Genomic DNA, 23,132 nt, shown 5'->3' with positions numbered 1-23,132 from the left:
ACACAGGCGCCACCCGTCCGGTTCTATAGAGCGCGGCCATGGTTTTGGCGAGTCCTAGCGCCAGCCAAATCGCTCTACTCGGGTGGAGCCGTCGCTCAGTTGCAACATCAAAGGCTCCTCACATGACAAAGCCGGCATTCATTACTGCAGGCTTGCGATATCCTCGAACATGGCTTTCGCGTCACGGCGAGCCTTTGCAATATACGCGGCAACAGCAAGATTGTCCGCTTCCTTCCAGATATCTATCATATGGAATGCCCGTTTCGCGTCGTCAGTTAGAAAGTGGGCAATACCCGCGTCGTGCAGCAAGCCTTTCATTTTAGACGTATTTGACGACATGGCGGCGAAGGGCGTCTCCGCAAGCATCGACATGCATACGGCGTGGAAACGTCCAGCCACTACGCCTCTCGAACTCGCGATCCGCGAAAGGATCTGTGCGGACGAAAGAGGCTCGTTTAATTGGCGGATCATTCTCATGCGTCTAAGCATGTGTCGCTTGAAGAGCGACTTTCGCAATGCTCGAAACGCTGTGATCTTTCGTTGTGGGGGAGGAGGCGCCCCGGGCACCGGTCCCGTCCTCATGAACACAAATTCTGGTGATTGGGCATTTTGCATAAAGGGATTGTTGGGTTCGGATGTATCGAGGTGAAGAAACGTCACGTCCTCCCGTGTTAGTGCCTCTTCCAAGGCGCGTCGTCCCACATCCCGGTTTGCATTGTCGGTCACGGCTATTGTGGATAGCGTAGGGGTCCCACGGAACGCATCCATGACATCGCTCGACAAGGTGAGGTCCGGCACGACTTCTGCGTCCAGTCCAGCCTGTCGCGCTGCATAGGCGCTGACGGACTCCCTCACGTAGATCCTGTCAAAAGCCCGACATGCCGTTGCTATCTCGGCATCATTTCGTTCATAGACGCTGTTTATGAGGACGCACGGGACGCCCGCGCTTCGGCAGAACGGTCCGACTTCAGCGAGAGCCTTAGCCTGCTTCGTCGCGTCATGGAGAGTGCCTTCGCCGTTGACAATCACAATATCCGCGGTTCGCATCGTCGCGATGAGATTTTGATGCTCTCGCCAGTCCGCATGCACCGACGCGGATGAAACGATCCTGATGCCCGCCGATGCCGCCAAGCGGGCTATCTGGCTGACAACAACTCGACATCCCAGGTGGGCTTTTGTGGATGTATCATTGATGAGAACTGCAGTCTTCAAGCGCCTTGTCCTCGGCAGCCGAGCCTTGCCGGTAAGTGGGATGACGATCGTCTGCAAGAACAATCGGCAACGCTGTTGATGAAATTTCCGCTCTTAGCGCGCAATTACAGCACTTAGGGACCCGACGGCAAGACGAGGCACGTCCCTGATCACAGATGAATGTGACGACCGACCGCGAAGAAGAAGGGTCAGGCGCTAATCGCGGGCGAGTGCAATCGCATGCACCCATTTGGAACTGGCCGACAGCGCCAGAGCTATAGAGTGCTTTCGCGCAGCGGGGAAAACCCAACCGAGACGTTCGCCAATTCCACCGGATCCAGAGAGAGTAGGGTGCACCCCCGCGGTCGGTGCTTCAGTGCGCGACATACCCGCCACTGTTTGAGGGCCAGTACGGGCCACTTCTAGACGTGTCCCAGTCCCTGGGCTACGCAACTCGCAGGAGCGATACGCGCTAGCGGCGAACTCGGCAGGGCCGACCTGAAGCGGTGAGGCTGCCCTTCCTTGTCCAACCGTTGTCCCGGTCAGGATTGCTTGCGCCTCGGCAGCATCCTTGCTTTTTGCAATTTCAACTCGCAGCGTCGGGTGCAAGGAGGGAGAAGACTTTAGGAAGTCTCGGACGAGGACAGCAGCACGCCGCTCCGAAACAGGTACGTGAGACCAATTCGACTGACGTACCGCCTCAAGAACGCGGTTCAGAGCTCGAATCACTCGCTCGCATCATGTTCAGCACGGGTTGGAACAACGCGGCGAGGCTTTTTGCGCCTTCAGAGGACAGGTGATCTTCATCCTTGTACAGCACCGTACCCTCTCGCATAACATGGCACCGGAACGCGTCGCATATCCCTCTCATGGGATCGACGATCAAAGATCCACTTGACTTCGCCACCTCTTCCAAGACGCTGCGCGCTAATGCCTGACGCTTGTTTATGTACTCAAGAGACGGGGCTATATCGAGAGTGCCTCCGGAAACCACGGCCCGTGCCAGAGCTTCAGGCACCTCATGACCCATTTCCGGGACGTCCATCACCAAGATTGCTTTTGTCCCCTGCCGAGTGAACCCAGCCAATGTGGCATTTAAGCTCGTTCTTACGGGCGCGGACCAGTCGGCGAAGGAGGGTTCGACGCGTGGGTCGAAAATGTGCCCCTGGCGCGGCAGTTCAGCCCTGTGAACGTACTTCGGCCAATAGCCAACCATGAATACGTAGGGGAATCTCCTCTGCTCGATCAGGGACATCACTGCAGAATTGTGCTCAACGCAACGTTCAACCGCCCAACGAGCACCGAAATCCGCGTTCGGCAAGGGCGGGCACGATCCGCGCCCAACAAATAAGCCCGATAGGCCCATCTGGCGGGCAGCAGCGTCGATCGCGGGGGCAATGGCCGCAGCGTGAGAATCCCCCCAAATCAGGAATTGAGGCTCGTTTCCAGTCTCAACTCCAACCGTGCAAAGTTCGCCTCTTCTAATTTGAACGGGAGTCAAGCCGTCCCCGTTGGAATCAGTGAAACAACGAGCGGTGGAGAATGGGCTGGTGTCGTAGGTCGCTTCGTATAGTTTGCGAGCCTCTTCGGGCAGCCTTTGAGGGATGCCCTGCAAACCATTGACGAAGACTCCGAAAGCAACCGCCGAGGAAATTGCCACTCCACTCAGGCTGGCCATGGCAACGCCGGAGGGCGCTAACCTCCCGTAGCGGGCAGGCTGTTCAATGAACCTCCACGAAAGGTAGGCCACGGCGAACGAGATTGCGACAATGGCGAGTGCACTCCCCGTCGTGAGTTCATCGCCCAACGTGTAGCGCGAAAACACGATAATGGGCCAATGCCAAAGATAGAGGGAATACGAGATGCGGCCAATAAACACCGAAACGGGGTTGTTGAGGAATCGGGCAATCCAGCCGTCTCGGCAATGGGCGTGGATCACAAGGGCCGTGCCAAGACAGGGAACTGCTGCACTCAACCCCGGAAAAGGAGTGCTCGGAGAATAGAGAAGGACAGCAAAGAAGACTGCTCCAAGTCCAAGCGCTGTTAGCACTTGCGACGTTCGGGCTGTATAGGTCGCTCGCGGCCACAGTGCCACCAACACTCCGAGCAGCAACTCCCAAACCCGGAAATGCAGTAGGTAGAATGCTTTTTCCGGTTTGTAATATACTTGGAAAGTACTCGCGGCGAAGGACAGAAGTGCGACAGCTAAGGCGATTCTGAACATGCGCTTACCTGCGACCGTATAGCAGATGAAAAGCGCGACGGGAAAAATAAGGTAAAATTGCTCCTCGATAGATAGTGACCAAGTATGAAGTAACGGTTTCAACTCGGCTGCAATGTCAAAATAGCCAGTCTCACGACGAAACAGAACATTTGATACGAACAATGCAGCGGCTATCAAACTGTTTGCGAAGTAGGTGAATTCTTGTGGCATGAACAAGAACCATGCCGCAACGCTCGAAGCCGCCATCATCGAAAACAGCGCCGGGAAGATGCGTCGCATCCGCCGTACGTAGAACTGCCAAAAACTGAAGCTTCCACGCTCGAGATCGCTTAGAATGATCCTCGCCATGAAAAATCCAGAGAGGACGAAGAATACGTCGACACCGACGAACCCGCCACCGAATGAGCTAAAGCCCGCATGAAAGAGGAGCACCGGGAGGATCGCGACGGCCCTTAAGCCGTCCAAGTCGGGCCGATATTCAAGATGTTGGTGAGTTACCGCCAATCTGTCCCCTTACCAGCAGTGACCGTCAAGCGCCATTCCAGAACCGGAAATCAGAGCAAGATGGCTAAATTGTGCAATTTCGTGTTGTGATGTGGCAGCCGCGCTAAGTCACACGCCCGCCGCGAGGACGCGCCGTCGACGTCGTGCGAGACATGTCGTGGGCAGCCGTCGATCATTTCACCGGCTTGAGTGCGATCAATGGATTTTGACGCGACAATCGAACCGGGTATGCCGCAGAGCTTCAGCGTGCCCGTCAGTTCGAGAACTTGCGTGCGTTCGATCAGCTTGCCCTCCTGATTTCGCCCGTACCGGAATCGCCCCTGGTAGGCCTCGCCCGGCGCGTAGTAAAGCGGCGCATAGACTTCGGCCGTCACCGGCCGCGGTTCTTCGAGCACGCCGAGCGGCGTTGTATCTGCGAGCTCCCGGACCTCTTTGTAATCCGAATCAGCGTCAGCCGCTCGCGCGACGGCTTGCCCTCTTCGACATTCAGAAACCGATGCAGGTGGTCCCGCCAGGTCCGCGGACAGGAAGCACATTACGAGCTAGCGCCACTGTCGGTAGTGCGACGACGGCAGTGGCCGACCTCCGATTGGCGATGGTGTCGTCCCCTGCACATCCAGCGCCCACTTTAATATTGAGTGGACCTCTGCATGCATCCTGGCTCTGATCGCGGCGCGCTCAACTTCTGTGGAGGCGAAGGGAGGCGTTATGCGCTCGAGCGCAGCCAGAACGTCTCCCGTCAGATCGGCAGCAGGGTTGTCCCCGACTATTCGGCTCACCAGACTTTGAACCAGAAACTCGAGGGCTGCGACCCGCAGCCGTTCATCGTCGATATGCAAGCTTCACCCCGGTGATTGCATTTGCCATTGCAGATACCCCTAGCTAACAGTGATGACGACGATTTGCAATTTGACCTCGCACGGAAGCGCGACGCGACAGTCGCGAATTAATGCTGTCATTGGATCACGATCGCGGTTCCGACGTCAAAGTGGCGTTGCCCACTTGTGAGTTGCCTAGCCGAATGATGCTCAGCACGGGATCGAAGAGCGACGAGAGGCTTTCCGCGCCCTTTGCCGACAGATGATCTCCATCCTCATAAAGAACAGTACCATCCCGGATCACATGACACCGAAAGGCGTCGCAGATTGCACTCATGGGATCCACGATTAAGGCACCTGTCGATCTCGCAGACTCCTCCAAAACCCGTCGCGCCAAAGCCTGCCGCTTGTTCGTGTAGTCAAGCGGAGGCGCTATCTCGAGGGACCTTCCAGCTGCCGCTGCCCTTGCGAGGGCTTCAGGAACGTCGTACCCGACTTCCGGCACATCCATCACCAGAACCGCCTTTGTTCCCTGTGCGGCGAACTTGGTCAGCGTGCTAGTGAGACTCGCCTTGACCGGGGCTGACCAATCTGCCGTGGAGGGTTCGAGACGGGGGTCGAAGAAAACGCCCTCACCTGGAAGCTCAGCCCGGTGGACGTATTTTGGCCAGTAGCCAACCAGGAAAACGAAAGGAAACTTTCTCTGCTCGATGAGCGACATCACAGCGGAGTTGTACTCAACGCACCGCTGAACCGCCGCAGGAGGGCCGAAGTCCGCATTTGGCAAGGGTGGGCACGATGCGCGGCCGACGAACATGCCCGAGAGCCCGGCTCCACGTGCCGCCGCGTCGATTGCCGGAGCAATGGCCGCCGCGTGAGAGTCTCCCCACACGAGGAACTGGGGCTCGTTTGAACTCTGCAGACCGATCCTGCAAAGCTCCCCTCTCCTTATCTGCGCCGGCGTCAAACCCTCTGCGTCAGAATCGGCAAAACACATGGGCGAGAAGTACGGGCTGTCATCGTGGGTCGCCTGGTAGAGTCGGAGAGCGTGTTCGGGCAGCCGCTGAGGAATGCCTTGAAAGCTCTTGACGACAACTCCGAAGGCGACCGCCGAAGCAATTGCAGCGGTGCTCAGCCCCGCTATCGCGGCGCCCGAGGGCGACAACCTACCGTAGCGCGCTGGCTGCTCAACCAACTTCCACGAGAAATAGGCCACCGCGAAGGACAACGCGATTACGATCAATGCCCACCCGGTCGTGAGTTCGTGGCCAAGGATATTTCGCGAGAACACAATAACTGGCCAATGCCAGAGATAGAGGGAATAGGAGATACGCCCAATGAAGACCGCTACGCGATTGTTCAGAATCCCAGCGACCAGGCCGTCCCGGCAATGAGCATGGATTACAAGCGCCGTGCCAAGGCAGGGAACCGCGGCATAGAAGCCTGGGAAAGGCGTATCAGCAGAATAGAAGAAAACGGCTAGGAAAACTGCCAGGAGGCCGAGCGTCGTTAGCGCCCCTGATGTGCGGGCCGGATAGTTTACTTGTGGAGCGATAGCGACGAGAACTCCGACCAGCAGCTCCCAAACGCGAAAATGCAACAAGTAGAACGCTTTTTCCGTATTATGGAATACCGCCCAACTGCTTGCCGCGAAAGAGAGGAGCGCGACCCCTACGGCAATCCCGAACAGGCGTCGTCGTGCAAACTTGAAGCAAAGGAAAAGCGCAACTGGAAACACGAGGTAAAACTGCTCTTCGACAGATAGCGACCAAGTGTGGAGCAGAGGCTTCATCTCAGCGGCAATGTCGAAATAGCCGCTTTCGCGCCGGAAAAGCACGTTTGAAGTAAATAATGCGGCGGCTATCACGCTATCGGCAAAGTATCGAAACTCCTGGGGCATGAACAGGAACCACGCAGCCACAGCGGAAGCCGCGATCATCGCGAATAACGCCGGAAAAATGCGTCTCATCCGCCGAAGGTAGAACTGCCAAAAACTGAAGGAACTACGTTCGAGGTCGCCGAGTATAATCCTCGCCATAAAAAAACCGGAGAGGACGAAAAATACGTCAACCCCGACGAATCCGCCCCGGAATGCACCAAACTCTGCGTGAAACAGGAGCACCGGCAGGATCGCCACTGCTCTCAAGCCATCCAAGTCGGGCCGATAGTCGATGTGTTGGTGAGTTGCCGCCAACCTACTCCCCATTGCCAGAACCGATCGCCGAATCCGGCACGGTGCCTTCGCTAGCTTAGAATTGGTATCGCGCGCTCGCTTCCTTCGGGAACGGCTCTGGAGGAGCTGGCCGACGCGAGCCGATCCTCATTCATCCTGAACTACAAGAGGACCTTGGCGATGCATTGGAATATCCCTTACGCCACGCCGGCGCGCAGGAGATCGTGGATGTGCAAAATCCCGTTCGGCCGGCCCAGGTCGTCAACGAGAAACAACACCGTGATCTTCTGCGACTGCATCATCTCCATTGCTGCGCTGGCTAGCATGCCCCCCCTGATCACTCTCGGGCAATGCGACATCACAGCATCCACCGTTAGAAGAAGGAGATCGTCAGACATGTGCCGCCGGAGGTCTCCGTCCGTGATGACCCCGATGAGACTACCCTCATCATCAATCACGCCGACGACTCCAAACCCCTTCGAGGACATCTGGATGACCGCCTCACTCATGGGACTGCCGATTGGCAACAATGGAACGGCCTCGCCCAGGTGAGCTAGCTCGTGGGCAAACAGCAACTGCGATCCGAGCTTGCCGCCTGGATGGAAAATTTTAAAGTCCTGAGCCGAAAAACCGCGCCGCTCAAGAAGCGCTATTGCGAGGCAATCGCCGACGGACAGTTGCAGCATCGCGGATGTGGTCGGGGCAAGCCCGTGAGGGCAGGCTTCCTGTACTTTCGGCAGAACGATGGGAATGGTCGAATTGCGCGCGATCACACTGTCGCCATTCGACGTAATGGAAACGACGGGAACATTGAAGCGCTTGGCATAAGTCAACATGTTGCCAAGTTCGGCAGTTTCACCAGACCACGAAAGCAGAATAAGCAAATCCTGTGCCGTGATCATGCCGAGGTCGCCATGACTTGCTTCCGTCGGATGTACGAAATAGGCCGATGTGCCAGTCGAAGCCAGCGTCGCTGCAATCTTGCGTCCGATGTGCCCGCTCTTGCCAACGCCGGCAACGACGACGCGACCGCGCCTTGAGGCCACAAGTTCGACCGCGTCGATGAAACGTCCGGACAGCGCCGGGTCCTGCGAGAGACAGGCTGCCAGTGCATTGATACCGTCAGCAGCAGTGGCAATCGTTCGAGTGATCGACGCCAGAACTGCGTCACGTACCATCATATCCATTCTTAACTGCCTGAGATCTTTGTTGACCGTTTCCTGAGAGGCGCGCCTTACCCTCATCGGTCGTCGAAATCAAATCAACATGGCCAAATTGAGTGAAAGGCCGCGTTTCTCAACTGTTTCGGCGCAACGCCGCAGCCATTTGCTGGAGCAGACGGCCTTGCGGCTATGCCCGGCCGGAGTAACTTGTCGCCGGCTGGACACCTGTGCGGGGCCATGCGAAACCTAAAGCAACATCTTCTAAGTGGACCTCGTGCGCTAACAAGCGGGTCTGACCAAATGGAGATTTCGCGATGGCTATCGAACCCGACGGGCTTGAACTACTCCGGCAAAACCACCGCCGATGGCTCTCCCGACTGGGCATTCTCGACAAGCCGTGGCTTATTCTTGGCTCCGCTCCATCCCCAACAATTCCGCCTGAGTTGATCGGATATTGCGCGCGCGTCGACGTCAACAATTCGGGCAAGACCGCCAATGCCTTGGGTCTGCCGCCGGCAGATCTCACCTTTCGGAAGAAGAAGAAGTCGTGGGAGGAGCATCCGTACGTGAGGACGAGAGGTCTTCTCTGGCTTCACACGAGGCCTCTGTGGTTCATGCGGCTGATGCTATTGTTGAGGCCACATGTACAGTACAAGAGCCTGATGCGCGCCACCAAGGGCGAACGCGAGGCGATCGTCGATGCGGTGAGTGGCGGCCTTCCGGCTGATGTGGGAGACGTGGGGAAAGTGACCAACGGAGTTGCAGCTCTCTGCTACGGCCTTTTTCTTGGTGTACCGTCGATCACACTAGCCGGTTTCTCGTTGTCGAAAATGGGCCATTCTTATGATGACAAAGGTAAAATCCGGCGGCAAATCGCCGAAGATACCGTTGTTTTGACGCGGCTTCGAAGTCGCGGCAATGTCTTCACCACCGAGGCCGAGCTCTCGGAGCACATCCGGCTTCCCCTCGTTCGCAGCGGGGAAGACGTCGAGAGGCATCTGTCCAAGACAAATTGCCTCTCTCGCCACTAATGCTGTTGCGCCCAGGCGTAGCCGAACTTGTATTTGTCGGCCGCTGTTCCCAGGTTGTATGGGATAGTCACGATGGTCGATTCCGGCGCGGATCCGCCGGCGCCGTTGCTAGCCAGCACGTTCAATAGACGGTGAGGAATCTTATCCCTCCCCTCACCCTCCGCCGACCAGACGAACAAGACCGATCCGCTCGGAAGCTTGGCGTTAACGCCCGGCGGAAAGCCGGGCAAGATGATAGGCGTATTCGGAAACTGTATTCTGAGATTTCCGGCCAAGACGCGGTCGTCCGCCACGATCGCGGCCGGAGGAGCCTCCCTTCCCGAATTCACAGCGCGAGCAAAGCCGCTATAGGGAATGTGCACGAAGGAGTAATCACCGATCATGGGGCCGACGATAACACGTGCCCAAAGCATCAGGATGACACCGACGGAAAGCACACCTGCTATCGAAAGTAGCGCAGGTAGTCGCCGGGTGGGATCAAGGCCGGCGGCGTCCACCTTACACGCTAGATAAAGGGGAAAAAGCGCTGTGAAGAGCGCCAACCACTTCGCTCGCATGTGTGTCGCGCCCATTGCCAGCACAATGAGCGCAATAATCACAAAGCTGGCCACAAGCATGCGCCCCAGGATACGCGTCCATTCGTTTCGGGCGCTCAGGATCTTGCCGAGATCAGCATAGAAGACCAATGCGAACACAAAAATTGTTAGCGCGAACCCCTTGATGGTCGCGACAGCGAGAGAAAGGAGCCCTTCCAGAGAGTGAGGCAACAGTGCGCTGTCGGCTCCTTCTTTCATTTCTGCGACAGTGACACCGGTGGCATCGCCGAGATTGTTGATGACCCAGTACGCGTGCGGCGCTACAACCGCCACGCAAGCCGCGAGCGTAGCGAGCATACGCCAGTCAAACAGACGCTCACGGAACCTACGCTCAGGAAGAATGGCGAGGACTGCCGCCACGGGGACGATAACGAAGTTGTATTTCGAAATGGTTCCAAGCCCTACCGCCAAACCAACGAGCAAATAGCCAATCAGCCGAGGCGGTTCTTTAAGCACGCTAAAGAACCCGTAGAGGAAGAGTGAAACGGTAAACAAGGCGGCGACAGTGTGCGATAGATCGCGCTGCGACAAAAGGAACACCGGTGGCAGCGTCAAAACACATAGCATGGCGACAGCCGCAAAAGCCTGGCTCTGTGTCAGAATTCTTGCAGTAAAGCCGTAGAACAGCAGAAAGAGAAACAGGAGAACGTTTTTTACTATCGCCAACGCCGTGACAGAAATACCGAAGAGAGCTACGACTGCGTACTGAAGCCAATTATAGAGAGGTGGTTGAGTTCCATATCCCAGCATCAGGTATTGGGACAGAAAAGCTTGTTCGGATTCGTCAATCTCAATAGAAGCCGGTCGCAGGAGTTTTAAAATTATGCTCAGCAGACAATAACCGGCTACCAGAAAGTAGACGACCTCCGGTCTCCGGGCCAAGTGACTCCGCATATTCTTCTCCATGGTCAGTTGCGCGCATCGCGAAAGCACCGCGGCGAGACAGCTACTAAGGGAAGTGCCAGCCATTTGCCAGACGTCGTCGTGGGGGTTACCAACAGCTTAATTCGATTACGGAAGAGGAACGGCACAGTGCGGCAGAGAGAGGATTTCGGGGGAGCGCCTTCTGTTATGCACTGTCCCAGGCTTCACGCCGCCGCCTTTTTTGGTTAAATCGGCTGGGGGTTGGGAGCGCAAACCAAAGTTGCAGGTCCCACAGATCGAGCCGTTTGACCGCTTTGGACGAAATCCGGCCATGCCTGGGAAGATCTGAGGCCAAACCTAGAATCGGGAGTGTCATGACGCAAACTGCTAATATTTACATCGGCTTCGACAGCAAGGAGGTCGTCGCCTATCATGTTCTTTGCCAGAGTATTTTGGAAAAGAGCTCCATTCCGGTCTCGTTCACGCCGATATCCCTAAACAATGTCGAGAAGATTTTCACCCGCGAGCGCAATCCCCTTCAATCAACGGAATTTTCATTCTCACGCTTCCTCGTGCCTTATCTGAGTAACTACGAGGGGTGGTCGCTTTTTGCCGATTGCGACATGCTGATGCGAACCGACATCGCAAAGTTGTGGGAGCTGCGAGACGACCGTTACGCCGCGATGTGCGTAAAACACGACTACGTTCCGAAGGTTGAAACCAAGTTCTTAGGACAGGTCCAAACAAAATACGAAAAGAAGAATTGGTCGAGCGTAATCCTGTTCAACAACGCTAAGTGCCGCAAGCTGGACTTGGAGTACGTCAACAGTGCTACCGGCCTTGAGTTGCATCAGTTCAAATGGCTTGAGTCCGACGACCTTATCGGCGAGCTGCCGGCAAGCTGGAATTGGCTTGTCAACGAATATGAATATTCTCCGGATGCCAACCTTGTCCACTTCACGGATGGGGGACCCTATTTCGAAGAATATAAGAATGACGACTACGCGGAGGAATGGTTCGCTGCACGCGATCGCGTGCTCCACGTAACGCAGCGCTCCGCTTAAAAATACCAGGTCATTTCATCGAGGCCGTGGCGATACAAATTGCTTCTTCGGCCCCGATGGACCTGATAAATGGAATCTTCTCGTCTCAGGGGCGGGACTTCATTCTGATTTGGCAAAGCTGTCATCGTAGCCGAAGCCGGCCTCGATAAGAGCGGAGACAGGCGAGTGGTTTGCGATCTTTATTCCCCTTTCGGCGGCTAGTTTCTTAGCCATTACCAGATGGGCGATGATCCGCCCCTGAGCCCTGCGTATGCCTGAATAGGCTTTGTCGCTTCTTTCGTAGAACCTGGGATCGTCGGCGTTGCTTATGTCGATGCCCAAGAGCCCGATCTCGCGAGGCTTCCACGAAACCGCAAACTGCACCGCTGAAACGGCCACGGAGCCCGCCTGGAAGACGCCGACAGACGGATCTGTGCAAAAGCCGGTGGCACCATCCTCGCTCAGCCTCACAGAGGCAAGCTTTCGCAGTTCCGCAACGTCTCTGCGAGCCATGCCATAGGGCTTCCGCATGTCATCAACCAATACAATTGTTCTGTTTTTCAGCCATGACCTGTCCAGTTCGCAGATCGCCCTTATGACGCTCACTGAAAAAAGGCACGGGCATCCGACCGGAGTCCGCCTGACGAGCTCGAAGTGTTTCCAGACGAATCGCTCGTCTTCGATTGCAACGGCCAACGGCTTTGATATGGCAGCATCGACCAGATGCAAGGCGCCGTTCAAAAGAACGCACGAAGACTCGCCGGCGCGGGTAATGTCATTGTGGTTGATCGAGGGACCTGATCCGACAATAAACACCCTCGATAATTCTGCGGTGAAGGCGCGCGAGTTGTCCGTGAGCCTCCCAACCAACTCACCGCGATACCGGATCGCGCCGTCTTGAACTGCAGTCGCACGCTCCAATTTCAAGCCGGGAAACCAATCCTGTACATGCGCCTTGGAGCGACCCAATACAAGACGCACTGCGATCTTGATGAGGGAACGGGAAAACGGACGGTTTGAGCCCATTAGTTTATCTCAATTCGAGGAGTCCGATAGAAGCGCGTAATCCTACTATGGAAATCTGCAGATTGATCCGGTCCATAATGGAATTCCGAGTTCTTCAGAAACCGTCGGGTCCGCCGTGAAGATCGGACGACCTTCACCAATCAACTTAGAAATGATGACTTTGTCCATATGAACGTGAAGGCGTGCCAAACCCGTTGCATTGTAGGCATGGCCGGACGAGTTCGGGTTTATCCCGGTGATGATGACAGCGGACGCGCCGTGGTAGAGGGCAAAGAGAACTGCGTTCATTCCATTTGAACATTTAGAGTCTGCATCCATTTCAAGCGACTGCAGGCCCGCGACACGGTCGAGCAGCGCCATCCGCTCATAACGATCGACAATGTGCAGTTGATCGTACTTGTAATCGAACGCCCGCAAACCTTTCACCAGGCGCTCGCGGTCGTCCTTTCGCCAAAGCAACACATAGAGGGTCCCCGTGCGTTGGCCCCTCAGCACACGTCTGACTTCAACTGCATTCGGCGTAGTTCCTTCGACCTGATTGAACATCATCATTGTGATATCGGGCGCGTCGATGCCCCACTTGCTGATGACGGACTGCGAGCCGTTTACGCTGATAACAGTGAAGCTGTCGTCCAGCCCGGCCGGCATGTGGGAGATAGGAGCCGATCCGACGACAACGACGGGACCATCAAACCGATACGGCGCGGCCGGCGGGCGCGGACGCGTCAAGCGGTATTTTACGTTACGGTATATGCGCTTGCGCGTATCTTTGATCCACGACCCCATGCGACCTCAACATAACGCCGCTAAACGGCAGATATTCTCTTCTAAAGCTTTGTTTTCTTAAGGAACTTTGGTTTCAGACGACGCAGAAACTCGTCGATAGAGCGCAGGACATTCGTCAGCGAGATCAACTTATCCACCTGAGCATCAGTCTGACTCAATCGAGATCCCAAGACTTCAGCGATTGTCGAGGAGATCTCGGCTGCCGGCAACTCGGGGAATCGTGACGTAAGAGACGCATAGCTGTTTTTCGCAACACCACCATGCATCGACAGTTTACCAACCCTTGCAAAGAGGCGCAGAAAGACCTGTTCGAATGTCCAGTCGTGTACGGCCACTACCCGCCATTTTTCGCTCCGCTTTGCCGAGAACCCCGCCAGGACGACCTTACCAGGCAGCTGCTGGTCCACTAGCCAGAGAGCCATTGCAAAGCCGCTCGTCGGGAGTTTGTCGCTAGGGTAGAACTCGGCGCAGAAGCCCGTCAAATCCAAGTGCCCGGTCGGCACACCCAAATATTCTGAGCTGCTGTTCAGTCTTTCATTCTCTGCCAGGCGGATGTTCATGATCCCAAGGAAACTGTCCGCTGCGAATAGCTCGACAACGTCAGCAACCTCTTTTCGATAAACGATGTTGGCGCCATTCGGTTGAGCACGTGAGATCAACAATGAACGGCCCGAAAACCGTTCCCCCAGAACCTTGTAAGCCCTATTGAAAAACACAAAAAGCGCCGTCGGCGGGTATTCGGCCTGAAGTTCCTTAATGTTTATCTGGTCGCTGTTGGCCACAAGGATGATATGTGAGAAGGCGGAGAACAGAGCACGCCATTGTTCCGTCTTCTGCAAATTCGCCGTCGCTCCGGAAGCGGGAAAATCCATGTCCAGTCAATCCTACGTTAGCGTGCTATCGAGCCGTCCTCTCAAGGTTGTCCTCCTCTTAGGGTTTCGGCTGGCTGCCTCTATAAGCGTGATTTCCCCTAAAACAAAGCAAGCACGCTTGAAAAGTTGGGAAATGCATGGTCAAGGATTGGACAAAGTCCGCATCTTTTACCGTAGGCGGTTGCATGGTGAAGGACAGACCCCTTACTGCTCATCAATCAAGGCGCGAGGATGTTCGGATTCAAGGCTAAACGGCATCTTACACGAGAACTCGCGATCACACCTCCTGCGCCCGAGAGCGGTCGACATGGAATAGCGATTGTCGCCTGCGTAAAAAACGAAGGCAACTACATCGAGGAGTGGATACGCTTTCATAAAGCTGTGGGTGTTCGGCATTTTCACCTCTACGACGACGGCTCCACCGATCAGACGCTCGATATTGTCCAGCGCGTGTTGAGACCCGAAGAACTGACTCTCGTCCCTTGGAAAATGCGCATGCGCGATGAGGAAATCGGAGAGCCTTTGAACGGCCAGACGATTGCCTTCGCACACGCGGTCATGAACTTTGGCGGTAAGTACGACCGCATGGCGTTCATAGACGTCGATGAGTTCCTGCTGCCCAAAAAGGGCAGTACCTTGCAGGAAGCCCTGGAAGGTGCGCGAGGGTTCCCGAACATTTCATTGCCTTGGCACATGTTTGGACATAGCGGCCACATCTTGCAACCGGTGGGACCTGTCTGCCTCAATTACACAATGCGTGTGGCCGATCCGATGCGCCAGCATCTCGACGCGAGCAATTTCAAGTGCATTGTCGATCCGGTCGAGGTCACGAAGGTCAGCGTGCATCATTTTCAGACGCGTTCCTATGGTGACAGGACTTCAAACGATAATGGAAAGATCTTTCCGAAGAAAGAAAGGAAATCGCGCGAGTTTTACTCGACAGACTTCATACAGCTTAACCACTACTACTCTAAGTCCGTTCAAGAAACGAAAGAAAAGATCAACAGAGGAAACTCTTTCACCAGATCTTCTGAAAAATACACGAACAAGGTCGAAGCCACGATCAAGTACATCGAAGAGAACGTCATCGAAGACCGAAGTATGCTGAACTTTGTAGAGAAAAACGCGATCGAACTCAGTGCCCAATTCGTGCACTGATGCACAAGGAAACAAGTGCCAGCCCGAAAGTGCAGATCGGAGTAAAAGACTTGCAAGAGCACAATCAGCAAGGGATGAAACCGCCGGACATGAATTGCGTGTGGGCGGTTGCGGAAAGCAAGGCGGGAACACTTACCCAGTGTCTCGGCGTCGGAAAGCAGCTCCACCCGACCCCCGTGGTCAAGTTGATCAGCCGGTCCCGCGGACTAAAGAAGTTCTTTGAACCACCTCTTTTTCGGAAGAAGGAAGAGCGTCCTGAACTGGTGATCTCCTGCGGCTTTCGCGCCGAACCCGCGGCACTGGAAATCAAAGCAGCCTATGGTGGGAAGCCGCTGACTGTGCATCTTCAACGGCCACGCGTTGAAGGCTATGACTTGGTTTTCGTCTCCCGCCACGATTGGATTGACGAACTCAGCAACCGGCCGAACTATCACCAGATGATCGGTGTGCCACACCAGATCACCGGGTGCCGCCTTGCCCCACTTAGAGAGGCCGCCCGCCGACGCTATTCACCAGACGAGCGACCCGTCGCGGCCGTTTTCGTCGGCGGCTCGAACGGTGCATACATCTACGACGAAAACACCCACGAGAATATAAGACGCGCGATTAAGCAGCTAGCGAACGACGGCTGGCGGATCGTCGCGTCGGTGTCGCGTAGATCGGAAGACCACACTCAGCGTGCCCTCTTCGAACTCACCAACGAGAGCATCGCCATATGGGATCGCCGGAGCGAAAATCCCTACCTTGATTACATGGCTGCTGCTGACGCCTTCGTTATCGCCAAGGATTCGATCACTATGCCTTGCGAGGCGCTGGCGACGGGTAAGCCCGTCTATAGTCTTAACCTCACACCGGTCCCTGGTCCTAGACTAGACAAGTTCGAGCGCTACCACCGGGATCTATCCGAGACCCTTCAACTAACGCGGCCTTTCGAAGGAAAGATCGAACCCTACGACTACAAGCCACTCAACGAGACGCACCGCATCGCCTCGATAATCCGATCCAAGTTGAACAGTCCCTAGCGCGGCCTTACGCTTATTCGCGCCAGTGCTCTGCCACCCAAGGCGTCGGACGAATATAGTGCCTAAGATATTGAAGGGCGCCTTTATTCTTTCTCTGCTGCGCATCGAAAACGCCAAGTATGTGCTCAAACGGCGTCTTGCGGGGACCCTTGGTTCCATATCGGCCATCGATCGCGTGCTGTGGGTGCAGACCGCGCGGGAAAATCACGACACGTGCCTCGCGTGGAAGCCTTGGGGCAAGTAGATAGTTGAGCGGAAACGGCCAACGGCAGTCCTGGCGAAAATGGAGAACCCAACTCCGCGGGAAAAATTTTATGCCGCCGGGCGCATTGCGGCTTACGAAGCGCTGTTCGTATCGGTACTGGTCAGCCACGCCTTGTGGGTCTGATCGGAACTTTTCCTGCAGCGGCACGAGCTTACCCACTGGGAAGCGGAAAAGCGAGGTCTGGCCGAGGCGTTCGAAGGGCGTCGTTTGATTCCGCGCCATCACCACGTCATCTGCGTTACCGATCTCGAAGAAAACGTCCAGTGACGACACGATCACGAGATCCAGATCGAGAAAAAGCACTGGGCCCTTCAATTTTCCCAGGGTCGGACCCCAGAGCCGCGCTTTTGGCCAAATGCCTCTGGTATTGGTCGGCATATGCTCAACATCGAGCGGGGGCAAGTCCTCGCAGAGTATTCCGGGGTTAAGGCCCGCACGTTCGTCTGTGAAGCAGGTGAAGGTGAAAGGCGGCGTGATGTTGCGAGCAACCATCGCGTAGAGCCTATTGATGAACGGGGCACCATACTTTGTACCCCAATTGATGCAGATAACCTGCTTTATGCCGTCGGATGCTGCCAAAACGCTCGAAGTCATTTGTCCCATTCCTAGCCTGCCGCGCTCGTGCCGCAACCGCAGTCTGCGACTGTCGGGTGCCCCCGGTGAAATCGGCCAACTTGCAACTTAATCGAACTCACGGTGGGTACGAACGGGCAACGTATGTCTAGTTACTTGTCAGCCGCGGCTTCGCCAAGCCTTCTGCGCCGTTAAATTGGTATTCGGCGGGGGAAAAAACGCCGCCGCCATGAGCGCAGACGCCTTTTGGCATCTCTTGGACAGTCGTGGCCTTTCGATGGCGCCGGCGCACCCGCGGCGCCAATCCACACATTCTTACCGACGATAATCGGCCCCTTTGAGCTGATGTTGCTCCTTGTGCTTGCAAACAAGCGCCGACCGATCGGGAACGACACCCGGCCCGAAATCTGATCCGCCATCTGCATGAAGATTACCTCTTCGGCCACCGAGCAAAAGGACCCGATCTGAACGTCGCAAGAAAAGCTCATACGGTTGAAGGTCTCATGTCGCCCACCGTCGGTGTGACGGCGATCGCTTATTCCTCCATGATAAGCCGAAACCGCTTCCCCCAGGCGCCACCTTCAAAGCCCCGACGCAGCGGGCTCGTACACTTCGCGTGGCCACGCGCGCCCGCACTTTTTCGGAGGCCGCCTTTTAAATGCTCGTCATCGGCCATTATTGCTCGGCGGGCACGGTGTTGTCTTTCGAATGAGGGCGGTGATATCTTGTTCTGACAGTTCCCGGCGCACCCAACCCGCGTCAGTCAACTTCGGAGAAGTGCAGCCTCCAATTGCTGCGCAACGCGCGTCACAGCATTGGAAAGCCGGGTGCTGCCACTGGAAACTGTGAGGAGACGAGATGTCACGAGCACTCCTCATCCTTTCGGGGCTATTGGCCGCCGCGGTCCCCAGCGGTTTACGAGCAGCTTCGCCGTATGTCGGCCCCTGTTCTGACATTGTCGATCAGGTCATGTCGCAAACGAACGATCGACTGCTATCGATTCAGACAGATGAGGATCGGTGCGTTTTGACGCTGCTGGTCCGAGAACCCGGAAAACGTCCACAGAAAAAGCTTATCAGTGTAGACATCAATACCGGTTCAGCTCCGGCGAACGCCGAACCGCGGCGTTAGGTACGTGTCGTCCATGACGGAAGGGTCAATTCGGATCCACATGTACAGCTTCTTGCCACTGAGGGCGGATAGGCTCGTAGGCGTGCCCTTAGATCGGCGACCGGCTGCTTACACCCTTTGCAATACGCAGTTCCGCCGCCGGCCCAGCGCTTTTGAAATTGCTTGCCTCAGCTCTGGATCAGTTTGGCTAGCTCCATCGAAGACGAAGTGTAGCGCGGTGCGCGCGAAGGTTTCAAACTCGAGCGGTCCAGTCCAGAGTCTCCTCGCCTCTTATACGATTTATACGATCCGGGGGTCCGGGCGCTTATCGCATCCTTTCTTGGAGCGCTTCAGTCGCTGAGAGTTCGGTCGGCCGAGAGAACGCAATTATGTGTTGGAGCACGGCTGTTGACCTCGACTGCGTCGCGTCGACAGGCGCGCAGGCGCTTGGAGAAGTAACGGGCCCGAGGAGCAGCGGCGGCATCAAGGACGATCAACGACAGATTCTCGCCGCGCATGGGTCGTGCCGGCCAGGGCAAGGAAGTCGCGCGCGCTCGCGGCCACGTCAGTTGAGTACGTGCGACTGAGCGGTCGTGCCTGATGCTGGCGGAGAGACGAGCAAATGAATTGCACTGCTCAGCGCCTTATTCCCAAGGCATCCCTTTTGACCGCACCGGAGGCTGTGGGTCTTCGGTCTCCGGACACCGACGGGTATGAAGCTTCCACACAATCGGAGCATGCGTTATGGTTGCGCCGTTCTGATCGGAGAGGTTGATGCGCTTTATCATCGTAATTGGGATGGTCGCAACCGCAAATCTGGTTAGCTGCTCGTCCACTTGGGGATGGGCTCGAATGAATACCTATCACTTTCAAGCGCATACAGTCGAACTCGAAGGAGAGAAGTTCAAAGTTTACCGTCACAAGACTGACAACTCTCTCATGGTCTCGCCGACACTGGGTGCTACTCAGGCCGCCCCGAAGTTCGTCGATCCCCTCACGCTGGATCAGAAGCTGCGCAGCACAGCTCAACGGTACCTAGCGAATACCGGGCGAGGCAGTTGCAGGATCATCAAAGGCGGCGCTATCCAAGGGGCAGTATATGAATTCTGGTTTGACTGCCCGGGTTAGAGACTTTCCAACGGCACCTCGTCAGTGGCTGACGGCAGCCCCTTCGTGCAAGGAGCGTGTCGCGCCCGGTGTTCCCTTGGCCGAACACCATTTCCTCGAGGCGCGATGGAACCTCACGCGCGAAAAATGAGGAACGACAATTTCGATTAGCCTTTGTAGGATCCCCTTCGTTGCAGAATCGGGCGTACGGATAGTGGTGATCCCTATATCGGGCGACCCATCCGTCGACCAACATGAACATGGCTCTCCAGCTGGCCCCGTTCCGTAGGAGCAAACCTGATCAGGCGTGGTACATTGCCGGGGCCCTGGGCTTGTCAGCGTTCCAACTGCGGGCGACTTTGCCTTTACAACGCTAGGTCCCAGCGCCGGGGGCGCAGTCGTCCCGTTGCAAGACGACAGGAACAGCGAAAATGAGAGTAACAACAAAGGCGTGGAGCTGAGCTTCTTCATGCTTATAGCCGTATTCGGCAGCTTTCAAGCCCCAGCTTGAAAACTGCCTGCGTCATCCATCGGAAATTGCGCGACGGCCGCGCCTTTGTCGTCGGCTGCTGCTTGGCATGTTTCGAGATGGTCGGCATTGAGCCCATCAGTGCCTTCTCCAGGCTTCGGTTTTCAACTTTCCGCGGCTTGCGTCCTTGCCTTTCATGCAAACTCAGGCAAAACCTCCAGCCGTGAGCTTTTGAAGCCCGGAGGCCCTATGACCGAAAAAGAACTCGAGCACGAAGCACGACTGGCCGCAATCGAACACGTGCTCGGACATACGCTCGCCAGGTTGCACTTACTTTTGGGAACACCAGAGGAGCAGTTGGATGCAATCGAGAAGCAGATGGAAGGCGCCTCGATTGCGGCAAGCTTTCCAACCGCCGATCCCGCCCTGGCCGTTAAGTTCGCAAAGCAAGTCCAAGAAGATGTCCAACGACTTAGCGCGGCTGCGCGCGATATAGTGGCGATGCGGAGATCGAAGCTGCTATCTTGAGGGGCGGATCCACTGCTTACGAGAGCATGATCGAGCCCACTGTGGGAAGAACTTCACGCCATCACGCAGCCCTTTGGTGGTGTGAATCGCGTCTTGGTGACCGTTACCATTGCATGTAATGTGAGGCTTTAACCAGACTTCTTTCGAATGGTGAGAGCTCGAAATGTTCGCCTATGCTGAGGAGACTGGAAATTCCGGTCGCAATATATTCGACGAGAACGAATATTTCAGGCTGGGTGCCATTTTGACCGTAAATGACATCGCCCCCGCGGTGGACGCCGTCTTCACTCCGCTCCTGGCTGAGAAAGGCATAGATAGATTTGATCCCCGCCATTGGTCGGAAGAAGAACTTGCGAAGCTGGGCCACGAGGCGCTCGACGCAATCGAGTGCGTGGGACCGTGGGCGTTTAGCCTCACGGAAATTCACAAGCCGTATATGGCGACCACGAAGCTGGTCGATGTCATTTTCGATGCGGAAGGAAATGAAAGAGTTCTCGACTTTTGGTACTTCGAAGAACTTTACCGCCACATCCTATGCCTCACAATCGATCGAGCGATGTCGCTGCCTGCGGCAAAGCAGTTTTGGGAATCTTACCCGTTGGATGACGTGGACGGGATCATCAAGTCCCTTGATCTTGTCGCGGAAGAGCTCAGGGCTACTGGGTCAGCGCGTGCTGTTCACAAAGTTATTTTCGAGGCCTTCGAGTTCGCCCGATTGAATCCAGATAAGTTCACCCGCACCCATACAATGAAACGGAAAGGGCACGACGAAAGCACTCCAAACGCCCTCGCATTCGCTCAGCTGTTCCAGACTGTCCATGATTTCGCCGCCAAAGTGGCCGGCCACCCAGATCGATCGATGCACGACAAGCGGAAGGAATTTCGGACAGCGCATGGGCGAGCAGATGCGAATTTCAGGAAAACATTCCAGCAAGAAGCAGCCCGCACCAATTTTCCCGAGGTGTATGATCTCGCCAAGCTCAAGATGCAGTCGTCAAAAGCTAATTCTGGGGTACAGGCGGCCGGCCTTCTGTTGTGGGCTACCCAACGAACACCCGAATCCAACGTGTTGGAAGTCCTTCGCGACCGGATAACCGCTCAGACTGTGGACTATTACATCTCAAGGAGAATGTCAGAGAACATCGTGCATATGCAGCTCTTGAAGCAAAAGCTGGAACGAGCGGGCATAGACGGACCTCTGCAGTGACCGCTAGATTACCCGTGTCGGGACATATGTTCAGTTGGTGAGTGCCCCTAGGCCAACGGCAACCCTCGTCGGCCGCCGCGGGCATATGGGTCCCAGAGCTGGCCAAAGCTCCCTCTGGGGCTCATCGCCTGATTTGTACGTTGGGTGGCCAGCCCGTCTAGCTGGCCGGCCGAAATGGATCACCCGATGCGCGATCGAGACCCTGGTTCTCGACCTGCCCGAAGACCGTCTCTGGCTCTCACGCATATAGGTCGCACGAACAGCATCCGGCTGTGGCAGAGCCGGGCATGGGCGACCTTCACCGTCGTGACACCGTTGATCAAGACGATCTCTTGGCTCCAGTCGAACTGGTAGGTCTCGCCGGCGCGTAGTAGAGCGGCACATAGGCCTCCGCCGTCACAGCACCGCGGTAGCTCTGCCTTGATCTTTCCATTATTAGCTTTCGATAATACTCCGTGCCCGCCGGATCGCAGGAGAGCTACCAATGGAAGAGTTCGAGACTGTGCTCGTCAGAAATGTCCGCCATTCGGATTTGGAGAGGCTTTGCAAGTCCGTGAAGACGTATGCCGGGTGCTACGTTCTCAAGGCCGCAAGCGGCCAAGCGGGAACATCTGGCCTCGATGCCCATTGCTGGTTCCCGTCACGCGATGACAGCATCCTGTTCCAGCTCCAATGGGCCGCGCCTGACGCCAACAAAGAGTAAGCCGCCCCTGAAGTGTGAAGGGACCGGACTGATGCCCCTAGCCGGCGCCGTTGGCGGTGACAGCATCGCCCGCTGTCGCCTCAGTCAGCTGACTGACCGACGAGGTGTCGCCCGGTCGTGATGACGGAGCCGTCGATGTAGCGTGCGTCATAGCCCATTTGAACGGGTGTGGCAGGATAGGACTTCACGGCCGCTCGCAGGCCAGGGAGGAACCGGAGGCGTCTCGCGCTTTCGCGGCGCGGAGCGGGTCGTACTTGGCGAGTGAAGCTCCGCGGTCGGCTGCAGACGTGCACAGATTGCGATGCCATCCGCGCCCTTTCCTTACAGAGCTCAACGATACACCTTTCCTGCCGGAACGCTTTTTTTGCAAAGGACCTTCGGCATGTCGGCAATAAGCAGCATCTTGGTCACAGTCCTTTTCCTCCTTCTTGTCCTCTCTCGTGCAGAAACTTCCGATTGACTTCAGGATGAAGCAGATGGCTCAGATCGTCGTTTTGGTCGTCGCAATCGTGTGGTTGCTCAGATCTTTGGGCGTATTCTGATGCACCCAGGCGGTGCAATCTGCCGCTATACGACCATAGCGCCACGCCAGCACGGCACGAAGAAGGGCCAAAGAGTCTCCTATCGTGGTGACGACCGGCGTTGCCGATGCAAGCAGATCATCAATTCAGTTCACGTTGAGGTTAAACAGACGAAGGC

Annotated in this window: 18 protein-coding genes and 1 pseudogene; 9 read left to right on the top strand and 10 right to left on the bottom strand. The window is 56.1% G+C overall.

All coding sequences use genetic code 11. The features are described from left to right. Positions 1–141: 141 nt before the first annotated feature. From AYK65_RS24370 to AYK65_RS24345, 5 genes are all read right to left on the bottom strand, one after another. Entirely contained in the window at positions 142–1,212 is a 1,071-nt protein-coding gene (locus tag AYK65_RS24370; RefSeq protein ID WP_139793336.1) for a polysaccharide pyruvyl transferase family protein, read from the bottom strand. Between the two features lie 679 nt (positions 1,213–1,891). Continuing rightward, positions 1,892–3,919 carry an acyltransferase family protein gene (locus tag AYK65_RS24365; RefSeq protein WP_046117037.1) on the bottom strand — a complete coding sequence of 676 codons (2,028 nt, stop codon included), beginning with the start codon at positions 3,917–3,919 and terminating at the stop codon, positions 1,892–1,894. Between the two features lie 50 nt (positions 3,920–3,969). Continuing rightward, positions 3,970–4,455 (bottom strand): hypothetical protein, encoded by a 486-nt coding sequence (locus AYK65_RS24360; protein WP_139793335.1) that lies wholly within the window; start codon positions 4,453–4,455, stop codon positions 3,970–3,972. Between the two features lie 427 nt (positions 4,456–4,882). Then, positions 4,883–6,943 (bottom strand): acyltransferase family protein, encoded by a 2,061-nt coding sequence (locus tag AYK65_RS24350; RefSeq protein ID WP_081161476.1) that lies wholly within the window; start codon positions 6,941–6,943, stop codon positions 4,883–4,885. A gap of 164 nt (positions 6,944–7,107) precedes the next feature. Next, positions 7,108–8,097 carry a KpsF/GutQ family sugar-phosphate isomerase gene (locus tag AYK65_RS24345; RefSeq protein WP_046117040.1) on the bottom strand — a complete coding sequence of 330 codons (990 nt, stop codon included), beginning with the start codon at positions 8,095–8,097 and terminating at the stop codon, positions 7,108–7,110. Between the two features lie 290 nt (positions 8,098–8,387). Between AYK65_RS24345 and AYK65_RS33740 the strand changes: the two genes are divergently transcribed. Further along, positions 8,388–9,104, top strand: a complete 717-nt coding sequence (locus tag AYK65_RS33740) for a hypothetical protein (RefSeq protein ID WP_081161473.1) — start codon at positions 8,388–8,390, stop codon at positions 9,102–9,104. On the opposite strand, the gene AYK65_RS24335 is transcribed toward AYK65_RS33740, so the two are convergent. Continuing rightward, positions 9,101–10,594, bottom strand: coding sequence for a glycosyltransferase family 39 protein (locus AYK65_RS24335; RefSeq protein ID WP_081161469.1), 1,494 nt, complete (start codon positions 10,592–10,594; stop codon positions 9,101–9,103). The two genes, AYK65_RS33740 and AYK65_RS24335, sit on opposite strands and share 4 nt — an antisense overlap. 344 nt (positions 10,595–10,938) lie before the next feature. On the opposite strand from AYK65_RS24335, the gene AYK65_RS24330 reads away from it, so the two are divergent. After that, positions 10,939–11,628 carry a glycosyltransferase family protein gene (locus AYK65_RS24330; RefSeq protein ID WP_026613679.1) on the top strand — a complete coding sequence of 230 codons (690 nt, stop codon included), beginning with the start codon at positions 10,939–10,941 and terminating at the stop codon, positions 11,626–11,628. Positions 11,629–11,727: 99 nt separating this feature from the next. Here AYK65_RS24330 and AYK65_RS24325 read toward each other — a convergent pair whose 3' ends face one another. Genes AYK65_RS24325 through AYK65_RS24315 form a run of 3 tightly spaced genes read right to left on the bottom strand, consistent with a single transcriptional unit; the run spans position 11,728 to position 14,291 of the window. Next, positions 11,728–12,633, bottom strand: a complete 906-nt coding sequence (locus tag AYK65_RS24325; protein ID WP_046117042.1) for a glycosyl transferase — start codon at positions 12,631–12,633, stop codon at positions 11,728–11,730. 45 nt (positions 12,634–12,678) lie between these two features. Continuing rightward, positions 12,679–13,419 carry a membrane-anchored protein gene (locus AYK65_RS24320; protein WP_081161467.1) on the bottom strand — a complete coding sequence of 247 codons (741 nt, stop codon included), beginning with the start codon at positions 13,417–13,419 and terminating at the stop codon, positions 12,679–12,681. A gap of 41 nt (positions 13,420–13,460) precedes the next feature. After that, entirely contained in the window at positions 13,461–14,291 is an 831-nt protein-coding gene (locus AYK65_RS24315; RefSeq protein ID WP_081161464.1) for a 3-deoxy-manno-octulosonate cytidylyltransferase, read from the bottom strand. Positions 14,292–14,522: 231 nt separating this feature from the next. On the opposite strand from AYK65_RS24315, the gene AYK65_RS24310 reads away from it, so the two are divergent. Together AYK65_RS24310 and AYK65_RS24305 are read left to right on the top strand one after the other, a co-directional pair. Continuing rightward, positions 14,523–15,449, top strand: coding sequence for a glycosyltransferase family 92 protein (locus AYK65_RS24310; protein ID WP_046117045.1), 927 nt, complete (start codon positions 14,523–14,525; stop codon positions 15,447–15,449). A 74-nt stretch (positions 15,450–15,523) separates the two neighbouring features. Beyond that, on the top strand, positions 15,524–16,471 hold the full coding sequence (locus tag AYK65_RS24305) for a mitochondrial fission ELM1 family protein (RefSeq protein ID WP_420810266.1): 948 nt from the start codon (positions 15,524–15,526) through the stop codon (positions 16,469–16,471). Between the two features lie 13 nt (positions 16,472–16,484). Here AYK65_RS24305 and AYK65_RS24300 read toward each other — a convergent pair whose 3' ends face one another. Further along, positions 16,485–17,330 carry a glycosyl transferase gene (locus AYK65_RS24300; RefSeq protein ID WP_081161461.1) on the bottom strand — a complete coding sequence of 282 codons (846 nt, stop codon included), beginning with the start codon at positions 17,328–17,330 and terminating at the stop codon, positions 16,485–16,487. Between the two features lie 1,941 nt (positions 17,331–19,271). Here AYK65_RS24300 and AYK65_RS24295 point away from each other — a divergent pair. The 5 genes and pseudogenes from AYK65_RS24295 (at position 19,272) to AYK65_RS33735 (ending at position 22,975) form a co-directional block, all read left to right on the top strand. Then, on the top strand, positions 19,272–19,547 hold the full coding sequence (locus AYK65_RS24295) for a hypothetical protein (RefSeq protein ID WP_139793334.1): 276 nt from the start codon (positions 19,272–19,274) through the stop codon (positions 19,545–19,547). 697 nt (positions 19,548–20,244) lie between these two features. After that, positions 20,245–20,523: a hypothetical protein gene (locus AYK65_RS24290; protein ID WP_081161458.1), complete on the top strand. Its 279-nt coding sequence runs from the start codon at positions 20,245–20,247 to the stop codon at positions 20,521–20,523. 163 nt (positions 20,524–20,686) lie between these two features. Next, positions 20,687–21,730: a hypothetical protein gene (locus AYK65_RS24285; RefSeq protein WP_081161455.1), complete on the top strand. Its 1,044-nt coding sequence runs from the start codon at positions 20,687–20,689 to the stop codon at positions 21,728–21,730. 484 nt (positions 21,731–22,214) lie between these two features. After that, a complete protein-coding gene (locus AYK65_RS24275) occupies positions 22,215–22,433 on the top strand; it encodes a hypothetical protein (RefSeq protein ID WP_081161452.1) in 219 nt (72 codons plus the stop codon). A gap of 382 nt (positions 22,434–22,815) precedes the next feature. Further along, a pseudogene (locus AYK65_RS33735) lies at positions 22,816–22,975 on the top strand (Thivi_2564 family membrane protein). Positions 22,976–23,132: the final 157 nt, after the last annotated feature.

Origin of the sequence: Ensifer aridi (genome assembly GCF_002078505.1) — a bacterium.
Taxonomy (GTDB): Bacteria; Pseudomonadota; Alphaproteobacteria; order Rhizobiales; family Rhizobiaceae; genus Sinorhizobium; species Sinorhizobium aridi.
This window is presented reverse-complemented; position numbering and strand designations above follow the sequence as displayed.

Coding starts and splice junctions, on each gene's coding strand:
- AYK65_RS24360 (WP_139793335.1), bottom strand. CDS start 4,455: ATGTGCTTCCTGTCCGCGGACCTGGCGGGACCACCTGCATCGGTTTCT.
- AYK65_RS24350 (WP_081161476.1), bottom strand. CDS start 6,943: ATGGGGAGTAGGTTGGCGGCAACTCACCAACACATCGACTATCGGCCC.
- AYK65_RS24345 (WP_046117040.1), bottom strand. CDS start 8,097: ATGGATATGATGGTACGTGACGCAGTTCTGGCGTCGATCACTCGAACG.
- AYK65_RS33740 (WP_081161473.1), top strand. CDS start 8,388: ATGGCTATCGAACCCGACGGGCTTGAACTACTCCGGCAAAACCACCGC.
- AYK65_RS24335 (WP_081161469.1), bottom strand. CDS start 10,594: ATGCGGAGTCACTTGGCCCGGAGACCGGAGGTCGTCTACTTTCTGGTA.
- AYK65_RS24330 (WP_026613679.1), top strand. CDS start 10,939: ATGACGCAAACTGCTAATATTTACATCGGCTTCGACAGCAAGGAGGTC.
- AYK65_RS24325 (WP_046117042.1), bottom strand. CDS start 12,633: ATGGGCTCAAACCGTCCGTTTTCCCGTTCCCTCATCAAGATCGCAGTG.
- AYK65_RS24320 (WP_081161467.1), bottom strand. CDS start 13,419: ATGGGGTCGTGGATCAAAGATACGCGCAAGCGCATATACCGTAACGTA.
- AYK65_RS24315 (WP_081161464.1), bottom strand. CDS start 14,291: ATGGATTTTCCCGCTTCCGGAGCGACGGCGAATTTGCAGAAGACGGAA.
- AYK65_RS24310 (WP_046117045.1), top strand. CDS start 14,523: ATGTTCGGATTCAAGGCTAAACGGCATCTTACACGAGAACTCGCGATC.
- AYK65_RS24305 (WP_420810266.1), top strand. CDS start 15,524: ATGAAACCGCCGGACATGAATTGCGTGTGGGCGGTTGCGGAAAGCAAG.
- AYK65_RS24300 (WP_081161461.1), bottom strand. CDS start 17,330: ATGACTTCGAGCGTTTTGGCAGCATCCGACGGCATAAAGCAGGTTATC.
- AYK65_RS24295 (WP_139793334.1), top strand. CDS start 19,272: ATGAATACCTATCACTTTCAAGCGCATACAGTCGAACTCGAAGGAGAG.
- AYK65_RS24290 (WP_081161458.1), top strand. CDS start 20,245: ATGACCGAAAAAGAACTCGAGCACGAAGCACGACTGGCCGCAATCGAA.
- AYK65_RS24285 (WP_081161455.1), top strand. CDS start 20,687: ATGTTCGCCTATGCTGAGGAGACTGGAAATTCCGGTCGCAATATATTC.
- AYK65_RS24275 (WP_081161452.1), top strand. CDS start 22,215: ATGGAAGAGTTCGAGACTGTGCTCGTCAGAAATGTCCGCCATTCGGAT.